Origin of the sequence: Aquimarina litoralis (genome assembly GCF_039523995.1) — a bacterium.
Classification (GTDB): domain Bacteria; phylum Bacteroidota; class Bacteroidia; order Flavobacteriales; family Flavobacteriaceae; genus Aquimarina; species Aquimarina litoralis.
On record NZ_BAAAGE010000003.1, the window covers coordinates 64,478 to 80,751 of the forward strand.

A 16,274-nucleotide genomic window follows, 5' to 3' on the forward strand; every position below is an offset into this window, starting at 1 on the left:
AAGAGTCATGTTAAATATTTCAAATAAAAAATTGAATAAAACTGTTGATATTTTAGGGTATAAAGCATCACAGAAAGTATTTGGGAAAGACCATTATAAGTACTTTAATAGATTCTTATTAGCTTTTACGATTATAGTATTTATAATTTTATTTTTTCCTTGGACGCAGAATATTTCGGGAACTGGCTATGTTACCACATTAACGCCAGATCAAAGGCCACAAACAATCCAATCACCTATTCCAGGTCGAATAGAAGAATGGTATGTAAAAGAAGGAGATTTTGTAAAAAAGGGCGATACTATTTTACGAATTTCTGAAATTAAGAATGAGTATTTTGATCCAAATCTGGTAGAGAGAACTGGAAAGCAGATCAAAGCGAAATCTATGGCCGTTACTTCTTATGAAGAAAAAGTAAAGGCACTAGGAAATCAGGTAACGGCGCTTACACAAGAACGAGCTTTAAAATTAAAGCAGGCCAATAATAAACTACTACAGTCTAGATTAAAAGTTAAGAGTGATAGTATAGATCTTGAAGCAGCTAAGACGAATATTAGTATTGCAGAGAGACAATATAACCGTACGCTACAATTAGAGAATGAAGGTTTAAAATCGCTAACAGATGTAGAAACGAAACGACTAAAACTTCAGGAGACACAGGCAAAATTAATTTCTCAGGAAAACAAATTACTAGCTAGTAAGAATGATGTGATCAATGCACAGATCGAGATGAACAGAATTCAGGCAGAGTATGCTGAGAAGATTTCAAAATCTCAGAGTGATCGTTTTACGGCACAATCCAGTCAGTTTGATGCTGAAGCGCAGGTGACAAAACTGGAGAACGAGTATACCAATTATGAGATTAGAAATGGCCTTTATTATATTAAAGCACCTCAAAATGGGTATATTAATAAAGCCATTCAATCAGGAATCGGAGAAACATTTAAAGAAGGAGATCGATTGGTAGGGATTATGCCTTCGGATTATGATTTGGCTGTAGAAACTTTTGTAAGACCAATTGATTTACCTTTAGTTCATCTTGGAGAGGAAGTTAGGATACAATTCGACGGTTGGCCGGCTATTATCTTTAGTGGATGGCCCAATGTTTCTTACGGTACATACGGAGGAAAAATTGTAGCCGTAGAAACCTTTATAAGTCCTAACGGAAAGTATAGAGTTTTAATATCACCAGATACCAATGATCATGCTTGGCCTGATGGAATACGGGTAGGTTCTGGAGCCAATACCATTGCTTTATTAGAAGATGTACCTATTTGGTTCGAGCTTTGGAGACAATTAAATGGTTTTCCTCCTAATTATTATCAGCCAGAAGATAAAGTAGCCACTACAGCAAAAAAATAATCTATGAACAAATTTTTGTTACTCAGTTTTCTTTTTGTCTCAGCAACATTGTTTTCGCAAGAGCAAAATCCTTTAATTCTTAATTTCCAAGAGTACTTAGGATTTGTAAAGAAACATCATCCTATTGCGAAGCAAGCGGAACTAACAATTAGTGTAGGTGAAGCAAACTTGTTAAAGTCAAGAGGAGGTTTTGATCCCAAGATCGAAGTTGATTACGATCGTAAAGATTTTAAAGGTTCGGAATATTATGATTTGCTAAATGCTACTTTTAAAGTGCCAACGTGGTATGGGATTGAGTTAAAAGCAAATTTTGAACAGAATGAAGGAATCTTTCTAAATCCTGAAAGAACAGTACCTGATGAAGGACTGTATAGTGCGGGAATTTCAGTACCTATCGCTCAGGGATTGCTCATTAATGAGCGTATGGCCGCCCTTAAAAAAGCGAGGTTGTTTAGAGATCAGACTAAAGCAGATAGAGATATTTTGGTGAATGAGATTTTATATAATGCGTCCTTGGCTTATTTTAACTGGTTGGAAGCTTATAACGAAAAGGAAATTTACCAGAATTTCTTAATCAATGCACAAACTCGTTTTGAAGGAATAAAGAAAAGTGCATTAGCAGGTGATAAAGCCATTATAGATACGGTAGAAGCTAAAATTACGGTGCAGAATCGCCAATTGAGCTTGGAACAGTCTAAGGTAAAGTTGATGAAATCATCCTTAGAGCTTTCTAATTTTTTATGGATCGGAAATAATATCCCTATAGAATTACAACCTAATGTTATACCCGATAATAATGTAGACGCAGTAATTGATCAGACACTGCAAATACAACAAGCTATGATTTCTGAAGTGGATTTAGAAAATCATCCTAAGCTAAGATCTTTAAATTACAAGATTGAAGGATTAGAAGTGGATCGAAGATTAAAAGCAAATAAATTGTTGCCAAAAATCAATTTAGAATACAATTTTTTAACACCGTCACCAGAAGTTGCTAATTCGTTTAATAATGCTGACTATAAAGGAGGAGTGACTTTTGCGTTTCCTTTATTTTTGCGTAAAGAACGAGGTGCTGTAAAGTTAGCGAAGTATAAAATTCAGGACAGTCAATACGAGTTGGCTAGCGTGCAATTACAAATCGAAAATAAAGTTAATGCAATCACAAATGAATTGGATTCCTTTACCACGCAAAATCAACTTATCGCTGATATTGTAAATGATTATACTACTCTTTTAAAAGCGGAAGAGCGCAAATTTAGTTTTGGCGAAAGCTCAGTTTTTTTAATAAATTCCAGAGAAAGTAAATTAATAGACGCTGAGTTAAAACGAAACAAGCTGCAAAATAAATACTTTAGCACCAAGGCTAAATTGTTTAAAAATCTGGCAGTAAACCCAGAGAATTTATAATTTTTATCTTTTTCTGTTCCGTATATCGTAGAGCATCAATGGGTTATCTGTCATTGGTGATTTTTTCTAGAATTATTGAGTTATTTATAATTAAAATATGGGAATATTCCCTATCATTGCAAAATATGGAAAATCGGGTATATTCCCCTATTTTTAAAAAAAACAAGGATCTGTATTTTTAGCGATGGAAAACACCCCATTAAAGTAAATTATAAAGAATACTCAATATGTCGACCGCATTTTCTATGATGGTTACACAAATTGTAAGTGAAAGTAGTGCAGATTCTATTCCCAATCCTGCTCGATCTGGATACTTTTGTAAGCCAAGTAAATTTTTATCAGAATTAATTCGATTTGTGTCCATGATGCAAGTAATGAAAGTAGGAGTAAGTAGTGAAATTGCTTCGATAAAAAATGATCTCGAAATCGCCAATCAATCTCCAGTAATTACCCGATCAGATAACCGATTATATGCGCTGATGGTAAAAGCAATTGATCGAATTCGTAAGGTGTGCGTAGCAGAAGGAACCGCTGCAGAAAATAGTAAAGAAAGAGAATTGGCAGAAACCTACGCATGGTCAGTAGCAGGTTGTAATATGTTCTTGCAATATTCTGAATCTATTGGAGATTGATAATCATATGCCAATCATATTGCTATCTTCATATTTATAAGTTCGTCTAGTTTGATTTTTCAAATCATAGTAATTTGTATTTTTGATCAACATGCTCTAAAAACACTTAGAAATGGATCAAGATGTTGTACTAAGACCTTTAGAAATATCCGATAAATCGGTATTGGCTAAGCTTGCTAATAACAAGAAGATATGGGATAATTTACGAGATTATATACCTTTTCCATATGATGAAAAGGATGCTGAATATTTTATCAATCAAACACTAGAAGAAAATCCGAAACAGAATTTTGGGATCGTCTACCAAGGAGAGCTCTGTGGCGTCATAGGAGCGATTCTACAACAAGATGTATATCGTAAATCAGCAGAGATTGGATACTGGATAGGAGAACCCTTTTGGGGAAATGAAATTGCCACTAGAGCAGTACGTTTAATAACAGCATATGGATTTAATGATTTAAACGTACAAAGGATCTATGCAGCCATTTTTGATTACAATAAAGCTTCTATGAAAGTACTGGAAAAGAATGGATTTCAGAAAGAAGGTATTTTTAAAAATGGCATTTTTAAAAATGGAAAATTATACGATGAACATAGGTTTTTTAAGCTTAAATAAATGTGTTTATTAGTTTCGAGGTAGTTCTTAACCAATGTTTTTTAAATATTTCTAAGTATGATCTATTTAACCATGCTAATTTTTATAAAAGAAGGAAAAGAAAGTGTTTTTCATGAGTTTGAAGATATGGCAATTCCTTTATTGAGTGAATATAATGGGAAACTTATTTATAGAATACGACCTACAAAAGAAACCTTTATATTGTATGAAGAAGAATTACCATACGAGATTCACTTTTTATCATTCCCTTCTGACGAGGATTTTATCAGTTTTGCCAATGACAAACGCAGAAAAGAATTTCTGCATCTCAAAGAGGCTTCTATTAAATCCAGTTTTTTGGTAAAAGGTGAGGAGTTGTAATTATGATTTCACTTGCTTTACAAACTCGATAAAGTAGCTTCTAACGATTTTGCCTTTCGGAACGGAATATAATTTTCATCTGCCTTAGACCAATACTGAAGCGCAGTATCTAAATACTTTTTAGCAGCATTTGGATCTTCCTTTTCAAGAACCAACGCCATTTGATAATAATAAATGGCATCATCATCTTTTTGATCAATCATCTTTTGTAACAATGCTTTAGCCTTGTCTAATTGATTCGTTTTTATATATACATTTACTAAAAATGTCTTTTCAAAAAATAAATTGATAACTCTACCATCATCTTCTTGCAAGATCTTTGTACAAGTTTCGTAATCTTTCGCATGATAAGCAATTATAAGTTTAAAATACATATCATATCCTTTACCGAAAAATTGGTATTGTTTATTACAAAGGGATATCTTTTCAAACTCTAAATAAGGGTCATAGTCTTTAATGATTGCGCCCGATGCGGCCATACATTCATAGTAGTTAACTTTCTCAGGTGAGTATTTTCGGATTTCTTCTAATAGTTCATGAGCTTTGGCAGACTGACCAATAGATTGGTACATATCTACCTTAGCGGTAAAAGTTGAAATTATAACTTGGTTGATTGGAGCTCTTTTTAGACTAAGTTTTTCAATTGTTTCTATTTCATTGAAGGCTTTTTGTATTTGCCCAGACATTCTAAGAAAATGCATTCTTAGAGACATAAATTGTAAGCTATCTGTTAGTGTTGTAGCTTGGTCTATACCTTGGTTTAATCTATCAAACGCTTTTTCTTGCTGTAGGTCTCGGTAGTCTAAATAGGCAAGCCTTCTTTGTATATCGGTACTAAGTGGATCTAAGGTTTCTTGTTCCAGTAGTAATTCTCTAGCCTTATCTAATTCACCTTGTCTTTCATAAATGGTTGTGTACTTTACTTTATCTTGTTCTCTTTCGGGAAATTCAGTGCTTAGTCTGTCCAAGGTAACCTTGGCATCTTCAAATTCCTCATTTTCTAACTGTAAGTTATACATTGTTAAGAGCCCTTTTTCTAAATTTCCATTATCAATAGCTTCTTGTACTAATTCTTTCGCTTTATCAATTCCATATTTGGATTTGTAAAGAGGTAGTAATTGATTGTAAGGACCAAAGTCATAAGGATACATTTTCCTATGAACTTCTTGTAATTTTAAATAAGCATCTGTATTATCGGTAATGCTATATAAAACTCCTTTTGCAGCAAATTGCATTCTCTTTGGTAAAGAAGCTCCATATTTTATAGCATTTTTTATATATATCAAAGCTTCTTCTCTTTTGCCTAAACCATATAATGGATCTCCCACATAATACTGACAATAAGAACAGGTTGGATCTAATTCGATTGCTTTTTTTGCTAACTGTACTACTTTTTGTAAACCTGAAGGATTTTGATAAAATGCAATTCTGGATAATGTATGTTGCTTAAGCGCTTCTTGATTACTTGTTAATAAAGCAGAAGCAGGTAAGTTAACTTCATTTCCTTCAATTGTAAGTGGATTTGGTATATTTTCAAAAATTTGTTCCTTTACCGCATCAATGGTAGCATATGGGTCCTCATTTTTGGCATTGATTGATAGTATACTATTTCCTGTCTTGGTTTCATATAAGTTACCTTTGAGAACGAAGGTATCTCCTTCTTTATCATAGGAAACTCTTATAAAATAGTCGTTTCTGGATTTCTGTGCGATTTTTCTTTGTATACCCACATTAGGAATTTCAAAAGAGTTAAGACCTGCACCGTCATAAAAACTATATAGGGAATAGGGTGAGTAGGAATAAAACTCTGGACGTTGATCTAAATTGAATTCTAGTAGATTGGCAAATGCAACACTCCACCAATCAAGAGTTGTATCTCCTGTTGAATTTTCAAACTGAAAGCAAGCAACTGTCTTTACAGTGTTTAGTTTGGGAATTACAGCTGTGATTTTTTGACCTTTCTCATCCGTAAGTTCAATAACCTCACTCTGGGCAATTGCTTCGCCGTTAAATAGTAATGCTCCGAGTAACACAGCAATGCCTATGTTTCCAATAATCAAAAACTTAGGCCATTTAAGAGATTTAGATCTTAATGAGGGTGTAAGATGACTGCTAAAATAAGCGATAAGGATAATCGCGGGGATTAAGGCAAGCCAAACTAATAAGTACTTATCTACCCAAAATTCACTTAACTCATAACGTTTTGTTATAAATTCTAAAAACTGGAGTAAACCAAAGCCTAATGCGAAGTAAGTTCCTAAATACTGTGGGACTTTACGATCCCATAATTTTTTTGTCCAAGATTTTTTTGTTTCCGTTTCCATATACAAGAACAAAGTTACAAAGATAAGTTGGATAGAAAATAATTGATAAATTCTTTATAAAAATAGTTGGATGAAATATAAAGTTCATAGTTTAGAAATATTAAAAAGTTTTGTACTGATATCTTAATATATCGAGAAAGCAAAAGAGTTTTTATGCAAAAAAAAAAAAGAAATATAATGAAGGCAGAATTTTTAATTCTGCCTTCATTATATAAGGTGTTTAGTACGAATCCTTTATTACTTTGCTAATGTTGATTACTCTGTTATTTGAGTTAAATAGTCTTATAAAGTAAATTCCGTTAGGAAGACTTTTGGGTACATTAAGACTATTAGAAGATCTTATGTTCTCTGTTTTGTGCACTTCTCTACCATATACATCCACAAGTTGTATGCTGAATATTTCAGTATTATTATTAGGTAGTTCGATTGTTAGGTTTGTTGTAAAAGGATTAGGGTATATGGAAACATCGCTAAACTCATCAAACCCTATTCTATTGGATAGACTTTGACTAGCACCAGCACAAATTATTTCGAATTCTCTGATCGACGACCAATTTCCTGTATAGCCAGAGGCACCAGTAATGGTAAGCTTTACATATCGTACAGATTGTGTAGAAAAACTTCTATGAATTAGAGTGCCACCAGATGTGTTATTAGAAGCATCAGTTAACACAGAAAAATCTGAAGTCGCAGAACTGCTAGAGCCTTCTACAATAAACTGATAGGCTCTATTATTATATGGATACACATTAATTTCGCCAACTGGGTATTCATCTCCCAGATCTATTACTACATTTTGAGGAAACCCTTCTGCAGACCATCTGTTTTCTGTATTATCATCTATAATGTTGTTTGCAGGATTAGTAGTCTGTTGATTGCTATAAGAAGATACGTTTCCACCTAAACTCAAGTTGCTTCCAGTGGTACATTTTGAAATATCTATTGCATTGCCAAATACTCTAAATTCTAATATACTAATCCATGGTCCAGAATATTCATATGCTCCAAGAACAGTAACTCTAATATATCGAGCCTCAATAGAAGAGATAATATCAGTTACAGGAGCGGAGACTGTTCCTGGTGAAGTATTGTTTCTTCTGTCAATTATTTCAGTAAAAGAGCCATTAGATTCAGTGGCGATTTCTATAAAGTATTGATATGCTCTATCTTGATAAAACACCAATTCTGTTTTCTGGATGCTAAAAATATCACCAAGATCTAATGTAAAGGATTGTGGAAAACCGTTAACGGACCAACGTGAACTGGTAGATCCATCAACAAGATTAGAGGAAATATTACTTCCATCTGGTGTTCCGGTAGCAGTCACAGGTTTGTTTAAAGCTAAATTGGTTTCAGAGGTCACAGGAACTACTGTTATTACAGTCGTATCCATAAACTGACCGTCTTCTGTCGTTACTGTAATAGTGGCTTCTCCTGTATTTATGGTATTGATAAGTCCATCTGCATTGATAGTGGCAATAGCTGTATTACTACTAACATAAGTTATATTTTGATTAGTGGCGTTAGCAGGAGATATGATCGCTGTTATAAATGTTGTACTTCCAACTTCTATAGGACTGTCAATAGGAACAATACTCACCGAATCTACTGGAATATTAGATGTTGTGCCCGATTGTATAATGGTAATTGTTCTGGTTATAGAACCGCCAGTCACGGTTACAATACCCGTTCTTGAAGATGTTTCCGAATTTGCTGTTACGCTAATGTTGGTAATTCCATTATTAACACCAGAAGTAGGACTTACTGAGATCCAAGAACTGTCATCAGAAACCGTCCAATTTACATTCGAAGTAATTGTAAGTTCTTTACTGCTAGCACTAGCATTAAAATTATCTATAGAAGATGTTATCAATATATCTGTCGTTGTGCTATCACAAGAATTTATTGGATTTCCATTAGCATTAACAAAACAAGCACCAACATTTACAGCAATATCATTATCAGTATATGGCGATTGTGAGATAGAAGATCCAGCGTTAGTCCCCAAAATAGTAAATATTTCTCCATTAGTAGATGCAGATAAGTTTGTTGCCGAAAATCCGCTTATTGATGCTCCTAAAGTTGTATTGCTATATACATTTCCAGAATAAGATAAAGAGGAGCCAATAGCCGAAAAATCACCATTATCATCTTCGGTGATAACATCAGTCGTATTGGGTGATCCATTAGAAAAGAAAATAACATTATTAGAAACAATCCCAGTATTGTCGTTGGTACCTTTGTCACCGTTAAAGAATAATGGAGCATTGGTGTTTACTATGGTATTATTAGAAACGGTAATATCTTCAGATTTTTGATAACCATTAGATACACTTGTGGAGTTGCAATTATCTTGAGAATTTGTAGAGCCTCCCATAAATGTAATTCCGTTATTCCATTTTGCCTGATCAATTACTGTAATGCAATCCTGAATGTAGTTATTGCTTATTTCGTGGTCGCTATCTACGATTCTAATTCCGCCTGTTCCGTCAACATTTTCTCCTAAAAAGTAATTGTCTTTTACCGTCGCTCCAGAACCATGGCGTAGTGTTAAAGATCCTCTACATCGTCTAAAAGTATTGTTTTGATAGGTATTATTATCACTTTTGTTGGTGATTATTTCATTTTCACCATCTGCTTCAACAAAGTAGTTGTTACTAACGATGGTTCTACAATCTACATTCTGAAATTCGCTAGTTCCTACTCGGATGGTTTCACTATCGCCAGAATTTGACAGAGAAGGATCTATTTTTTCGTATTTATAAAAATAATTATGGCTTATGGTATGTCCTACAATATCACAGCGATTATTTGCTGCATTGTATTCCAGTTCTACTAAAACTAAGGCTCCAGCGGTAGACTTGTTTAGAAAAGAGCAATACAATACATTGTTATTGTTTCCATATAAAACTACCCATCGATGTTTTACAACAGCTCCATCTTGTTCGGCTTCTGCAGCATCGCCAGGTTCCACGCCTAAACCATCGATGACACAGTTTTGAATAGTGGAATTCTGGGCGTAAGTTGTTCCATTTCTAAACTGTATGAAATTACTAGCTCCGTAACCTCCTTTCCAATGAAACCCTTCGACAATCAGAAAGTTTCCAGCAATATCCATCTGCAATCCATTATTAAAAATTACTCCACCTGGAGTTTCAGCTCTTAAAATAATCGGATCGGAGGAAGTTCCGTTAGCTTTAAAAACTAATCTTTCATCAGAATTATATGTTCCGTTTTTCCAGGTTACTATATCACCAGGAAGTAAACTTAGATTTTTAAATTCATCGATAGAGTTAATGAAGTATTCCTTCGCAAATAGATGCGAGGAAAATAGAAAAAGAATGATTAATATTTTTTTGAACCTTCTTTTGTCAACAGGTAAAATGGCTACAAGGTGTTTTTTTTGTTTGCTAGATAGATAATAAGAGTTGTGATTTTTCATGTGATATTTGTTAAATAGATAGTTGTTTTATCGTGAAGTGCTTGTTGGTGTTAGTTCATATGGGAGTTTTTAAAAAAAAAAGGGGGGTCTTTGAAAAAAATACTGTTGTTTAAATAAACCAAATTGGTCAACCAATTTAAAAATAAATAGATGATATATCAATTTTTTGTGTTTAAAAATCATGAAATATCAAAAAAAAGGTTAATTAATTGAGTAGTTTATTTTCGTTGTAGGTTTTGGTTATACTATATCTCATTTTTATGGTGCGAATATTAGTGCTAGATTTTTTCTGATTCTTGTAAACTTTATTTTTTAGAAGACTACCGACAATACTTAAAAAATTATATACTAATTTTGGAAAGATGAAAGCCGTAGGAATTGAAATTGATAAAAAAAGAGCTATTTGTGTTATCGTGTCTAAAGATGCTAACGGTATATTACAGAATGTGACAGGTAAGACTAAATACATCGAAATAAAGGATGATCATAACAATCAAGAGATACAAGATTTTCTGCAAAAGGTAGAAACTTTTTTTGATGAGGTAGCACCTAACAGTATTGGTATTATTAGTCGACAAACAAAAGGCAAGTTTGCCGCAGCTTCAGTTTCTTTTAAACTAGAAGCACTTATTCAGTGTTATAAAAAAACAGAAATAACTTTTGTTTCTAAACAGACATTAACGGCATATTATAAGAAAAATGAGCTTCCTGTTTCTTATGATAATGCATATCAGGAAAATGCTACTCGCTTGGCAACCTATCTTCTGAGATAGTAATTTTATGAATAAATAGGAAAAATTCCATTTTAAAAGGAAAAATTCCAAATTTTAGATATTTCTTTTTAGATTTGTAACCCAAAACAAAGGTAATGTCAGAAAAATTATATGCTGTTATTGATGTGGAAACTACTGGTAAAGGCATTCATGGAAATCGCATTACAGAAATTTGTATTGTTGTATTAAAGGGAGATACTGTTATAGATAAGTTTACTTCTTTGGTAAATCCTGAGTGTCCAATTCCTCCATTTATTACTGGGTTAACAGGTATCGATAATGATATGGTACGAGATGCTCCAAGATTCCATGAGATTGCTCAGCGTATCATTGAATTGACTACAGGAGCAATTTTTGTAGCACATAATGTAAATTTTGATTATAACGTAATCAAAGAAGAGTTCAAGAATCTAGGGTACTCTTTTGTGCGAAAAAAATTATGTACCGTTCGATTATCCAGAAAACTCATTCCTGGAATGTTTTCCTACAGTCTTGGTAAATTGTGTTCTGCTCTCAATATTCCTCTCGAAGATCGGCATAGGGCTGAAGGCGATACGGATGCTACTGTTGTTTTATTTCAAAGAATTTTAAGCTTAGATCCAGAGTTTAAGGTTATCAATAAGTTTTTAAATGTTCGTTCTAAAGAGGCAACATTACCACCACACCTAAAAGCAGAAAACATTGATCAGTTGCCAGAAGAGACTGGGATATATTTGTTCAAGGATCAAAAAGGGAAAGTAATTTATGCTGGCAAAGCAAAGAATATAAAACAGAGGGTAGTTAGTCATTTTTATGATAAGAAGAATAAAGAATATGCCTTAGGTCAGGAAACCTATACGATCGATTTTGAGGTAACTGGTGATGAATTGGTGGCATTGCTCCTCGAAGCTGAAAAAATTAGAAAACATTATCCTAAATTTAATAAAGCGCAGAAAAAGCCAGTAGCTCCTTATTGTATTATGTATTATACAAATAGGAAAGGAGTAATTCAATTAGCAATTGATAGATCGCATACTTTTGATCACTCTATAGAAATATTTTATACGAGGGCAGAAGCAATCGAAAAATTGGAGCAATTATGCGAGAAGTTTCAATTATGTCCAAGGTATTGCAGTTTACAAACTACCACAGAACGATGCTCACATTATAAGATTAAAAATTGTAAAGGTATCTGTATCGGAGATGAGTCAGTAGCATTGTATAATATGAGGGCTCAGCAAGCATTATCTTCATTAAAAAGAGATCAGAAGAGTTATTTTATTAAAGGGAAGGGTAGAACGTTTAATGAACAAAGTTTTGTGATGATTCAGGATGGTGTCTATAGAGGTTTTGGGTATCTTCAAAATGATGAGCAAATCTTAAATTCAGAAGATTTTGATACTTATTTGCAATTACAAAAACACACCTATCATACTACAAAAATCATAAAAAGTTATTTGAGAAAACACGGAGATAGAAACATTGTCCCTATCTAGATTTAAACATTGTCTTTTAGTTTTTAGAAATTATAACAAAATAATAGCATTTCACTATCAGCTAATTTAGTATTTTGAGAGACTTATTAACTCATAATTCCCTTGTGTCATAAGCCGTTTTGATTAATTAGACTTTAATTAGATGATTATTCGAACACGCTTTTTGATTATTTTAAAAAAATACACTGATGAAAAATATCTTTTTAGTACTTATTTCCTTTTTAGCAATATCCATACATGGTCAGAAAACAATTGATTTTCAATCAAAAGATGGATTAATGATAACGGCAGATTTATATGAAGCATCAGGTAGTGATTCGTTTATTATTCTTTTTCATCAAGCAGGATGGAGTAGAGGAGAGTATATGGAAATAGCTCCTAAACTTACCAAGATAGGGTATAATTGTCTTGCGGTAGATCAACGATCTGGCATGATCGTAAACGAACGATTAAATCATACAGCACGAGAAGCAAAAAAAGAAGGTAAGAAAACTGAATTTATCGATGCGTATCAAGATGTAGAAGCTGCGATTGCCTTTGTAAAAAAAACATATCAACCTAAAAAGTTGATCATTTGGGGAAGCTCTTATTCTTCGTCTCTAGTCTTAAAATATGCTGGTGATCATCCTAATGATGTCAATGGAGTACTGTCATTTTCTCCAGGAGAATATTTTGATAAGAAAAACTATATCTCTAGTAGTGCTGCTAATATTAAATCTCCTGTATTTATTACTTCGGCAAAAAAAGAGAAAAAGAACTGGTCAGGAATTTATGAAGCTATAGTATCAGATAAAAAGCAGTTCTTTCTTCCAGAAACAGATGGTAATCATGGTTCCAGAGCACTATGGGAACGATTTTCTGATAATGAAAGTTATTGGAAGGCTGTAAAGGGTTTTCTAGAAACGATCTAGTATAAATAAAAATGCCTGGTATTTTTTACCAGGCATTTTTATTTGAAATAAAGAAGTTTAGATTAAACCTCTTCCATATATTCTTCTATAGGCGCACAAGTACAGATAAGATTTCTATCTCCGTATGCATCATCCACACGTCTTACTGTTGGCCAGAATTTGTTATCTGCAACATACGCTAATGGATAAGCAGCTTGTTCTCTTGTGTATGGAAAATCCCAAGAATCTGCTGTTAGCATAGCTAAGGTATGTGGTGCATTTTTCATAACGTTATTAGCATCTTCAGAACTCGCTTCTGCAATCTCCTGACGTATACTAATCATAGCGTCACAAAAACGATCTAATTCCGCCTTACTTTCACTTTCTGTAGGTTCTATCATAATAGTTCCTGCTACCGGAAATGAAACTGTAGGTGCATGGAATCCATAATCCATAAGGCGCTTTGCGATATCCGTAACTTCAATGCCATGTGCTTTAAAAGGGCGACAGTCTACAATCATTTCGTGTGCAGCACGTCCTCTCTCACCAGAATACAATGTGCTGTAATGACCATCTAATCGCTCTTTGATATAGTTTGCATTTAAGATAGCGTATTCAGTAGATTCTCTAAGTCCTTTTGCACCAAGCATGGTAATGTATCCATAGGATATTAAACAAGCTAATGCAGATCCCCAAGGCGCTGCAGAGATCGCTGTGATTGCTTGATCGCCACCAGTGGTAATTATAGGATTGCCTGGTAAAAATGGAACCAACTGTTTTGCTACACAAATAGGTCCTACGCCAGGTCCACCACCACCATGTGGAATGGCAAATGTTTTATGTAAGTTTAAGTGACAAACATCTGCTCCAATTGCTCCAGGATTTGTTAATCCTACTTGGGCATTCATATTAGCACCATCCATATATACTTGTCCACCATTATCATGGATAATCTGTGTGATTTCTTTAATAGCTGATTCATATACTCCGTGAGTAGAAGGATAAGTTACCATTAATGCAGAGAGATTGTCTTTGTATTTTTCTGCTTTTTCTCTTAGATCCTCAACATCGATATTTCCTTCTTCGGTAGCTTTTGTAACTACTACTTTCATACCTGCCATTACTGCTGATGCCGGATTGGTTCCATGAGCAGAAGAAGGAATTAGACAAATATTTCTGTGGTGATCACCTCTCGCTTCATGATAGGCACGAATAACCATTAATCCTGCAAACTCTCCTTGTGCACCAGAATTAGGTTGTAAAGAGGTAGCTGCAAAACCAGTGATTTCTGTTAATTGGTCTTCTAACTTTTTTAATACTTCTTGATATCCTTGTGCTTGCTCTACAGGAACCAATGGATGTATATTACCCCATTGTGGATTACTTAAAGGAAGCATCTCCGAAGCGGCATTCAATTTCATGGTACAAGAACCAAGAGGAATCATAGAATGATTCAAAGATAAATCCTTACGCTCAAGCTTTTTGATATAACGCATTAATTCAGTTTCAGAATGGTAAGTATTGAAAACATCATTTGTTAAAAATGGTGTATTTCTTTTTACCGAATCTGGAATGTTAGTTGTGCTATTATCAGAAGTAACATCGATAGTATCTTTTCCTGAAGCTTCTGCAAAAATCGAAACTATGTTATTTAGGTCAGCTAGTGTTGTTGCTTCATTTAATGAGATAGATACTACATTGGTATCTGGATAGTAAAAATTGATACTTTGAGCTTCTGCTATTTGTTTGATTTTATTCGCATCTGCTTCAATTCTAATAGTATCAAAGAAACTAGTATTTAGTTGTTTGTAACCAAGTTTGGTAATAGTATTCGCGAGGGTTGTAGCGGCACTATGTACTTTGGTAGCGATATATTGTAATCCTTCTTTTCCGTGATATACGGCGTACATACCAGCCATTACTGCTAATAGAACCTGCGCGGTACAAATATTAGAAGTCGCTTTATCACGTTTGATATGCTGCTCACGAGTTTGTAAGGCCATACGTAGTGCTCTATTGCCATTCATATCTTGGGTAACCCCAATAATTCTCCCAGGAATATTTCTTTTGTAAGCTTCTCGAGTAGCAAAATAAGCGGCATGGGGTCCTCCATATCCTAATGGAATTCCAAATCGTTGGGTTGTTCCTACTACTACATCTACATCAAAACTACCAGGAGATTTCAAAGAAACAAGACTTAAAACGTCTGCAGCTACAGCTACTTTTATTTCTGACTGATGTGCTTGCTCTACAAATGAAGCATAATCATATACCTGTCCCGATACTCCAGGATATTGCAAGATTGCGCCGTAGAAATCAGTAGAGAAATCAAATTTAGTATGATCACCAATAACCAGTTCAATTCCTAATGGAATCGCTCTTGTTTTTAACAATGAAATAGTTTGTGGTAAGATTTCCTCAGAAACGAAAAATTTATGAACATTTTCTTTTTTCTGAGTTCTGGATCTAACAGCAAATAACATGGTCATTGCTTCTGCTGCTGCGGTACTTTCATCTAGTAACGAGGCATTTGCCAATTCCATACCAGTAAGGTCACAAACCATGGTCTGGTAGTTTAGCAAAGCTTCTAGTCTTCCTTGCGCAATTTCAGCCTGATAAGGAGTATAAGCAGTATACCATCCAGGGTTTTCTAAAATGTTACGCTGTATCACTGCCGGCAAACATGCTTCATGATATCCTAAACCAATATAAGTTTTAAAAACTTTATTCTTCGCAGCTAATTGCTGTATATGAGCAGAATACTCTTGTTCGCTCATAGCTTCATCAAGTTGCAGTGGAGCTTTTAGTAAAATATCATCAGGAACAGTTTCGTAGATCAGTTGATCCATAGATTCTGCCTTGATCATAGATAACATATCATTAAGATCCTTTTCTGAAGGACCTATATGACGTAGTTTAAACGAGTCGGTTTTCATAGCAAAAAACAGTTGAGATTGAAAGCGCAAAAGTACATATTTAATCCATAAAAATTTCA

The 16,274-nt window shown here is 34.0% G+C and carries 11 protein-coding genes; 8 read left to right on the forward strand and 3 right to left on the reverse strand.

Annotated features, from left to right (window positions below; all coding sequences use genetic code 11):
• The first annotated feature begins 7 nt into the window (after window positions 1–7).
• From ABD077_RS14640 to ABD077_RS14660, 5 genes are all read left to right on the forward strand, one after another.
• Window positions 8–1,360: an HlyD family secretion protein gene (locus tag ABD077_RS14640; RefSeq protein WP_299608570.1), complete on the forward strand. Its 1,353-nt coding sequence runs from the start codon at window positions 8–10 to the stop codon at window positions 1,358–1,360.
• Between the two features lie 3 nt (window positions 1,361–1,363).
• Window positions 1,364–2,767, forward strand: a complete 1,404-nt coding sequence (locus tag ABD077_RS14645) for a TolC family protein (protein ID WP_343913039.1) — start codon at window positions 1,364–1,366, stop codon at window positions 2,765–2,767.
• 227 nt (window positions 2,768–2,994) lie between these two features.
• Window positions 2,995–3,399 (forward strand): hypothetical protein, encoded by a 405-nt coding sequence (locus ABD077_RS14650; RefSeq protein WP_343913040.1) that lies wholly within the window; start codon window positions 2,995–2,997, stop codon window positions 3,397–3,399.
• A gap of 112 nt (window positions 3,400–3,511) precedes the next feature.
• Complete coding sequence (locus tag ABD077_RS14655; RefSeq protein WP_343913041.1) at window positions 3,512–4,015, forward strand: GNAT family N-acetyltransferase; 504 nt, start codon at window positions 3,512–3,514, stop codon at window positions 4,013–4,015.
• A 57-nt stretch (window positions 4,016–4,072) separates the two neighbouring features.
• A complete protein-coding gene (locus ABD077_RS14660) occupies window positions 4,073–4,375 on the forward strand; it encodes a hypothetical protein (protein WP_343913042.1) in 303 nt (100 codons plus the stop codon).
• 17 nt (window positions 4,376–4,392) lie between these two features.
• Here ABD077_RS14660 and ABD077_RS14665 read toward each other — a convergent pair whose 3' ends face one another.
• The gene (locus tag ABD077_RS14665) at window positions 4,393–6,699 is read right to left on the reverse strand and encodes a tetratricopeptide repeat protein (RefSeq protein ID WP_343913043.1); all 2,307 of its coding nucleotides are present in this window, start codon (window positions 6,697–6,699) and stop codon (window positions 4,393–4,395) included.
• 220 nt (window positions 6,700–6,919) lie between these two features.
• Window positions 6,920–10,141 (reverse strand): chondroitinase-B domain-containing protein, encoded by a 3,222-nt coding sequence (locus ABD077_RS14670; protein ID WP_343913044.1) that lies wholly within the window; start codon window positions 10,139–10,141, stop codon window positions 6,920–6,922.
• A 362-nt stretch (window positions 10,142–10,503) separates the two neighbouring features.
• Between ABD077_RS14670 and ABD077_RS14675 the strand changes: the two genes are divergently transcribed.
• The 3 genes from ABD077_RS14675 to ABD077_RS14685 all read left to right on the forward strand — a co-directional run bounded on the left by ABD077_RS14675 (window position 10,504) and on the right by ABD077_RS14685 (window position 13,300).
• The gene (locus ABD077_RS14675) at window positions 10,504–10,914 is read left to right on the forward strand and encodes a DUF3010 family protein (protein ID WP_343913045.1); all 411 of its coding nucleotides are present in this window, start codon (window positions 10,504–10,506) and stop codon (window positions 10,912–10,914) included.
• A 95-nt stretch (window positions 10,915–11,009) separates the two neighbouring features.
• Entirely contained in the window at window positions 11,010–12,389 is a 1,380-nt protein-coding gene (locus ABD077_RS14680; protein WP_343913046.1) for an exonuclease domain-containing protein, read from the forward strand.
• Between the two features lie 188 nt (window positions 12,390–12,577).
• Window positions 12,578–13,300 (forward strand): alpha/beta hydrolase, encoded by a 723-nt coding sequence (locus tag ABD077_RS14685; RefSeq protein ID WP_343913047.1) that lies wholly within the window; start codon window positions 12,578–12,580, stop codon window positions 13,298–13,300.
• 62 nt (window positions 13,301–13,362) lie between these two features.
• On the opposite strand, the gene gcvP is transcribed toward ABD077_RS14685, so the two are convergent.
• On the reverse strand, window positions 13,363–16,215 hold the full coding sequence (gcvP, locus tag ABD077_RS14690) for an aminomethyl-transferring glycine dehydrogenase (RefSeq protein ID WP_343913048.1): 2,853 nt from the start codon (window positions 16,213–16,215) through the stop codon (window positions 13,363–13,365).
• Between the last annotated feature and the right edge of the window lie 59 nt (window positions 16,216–16,274).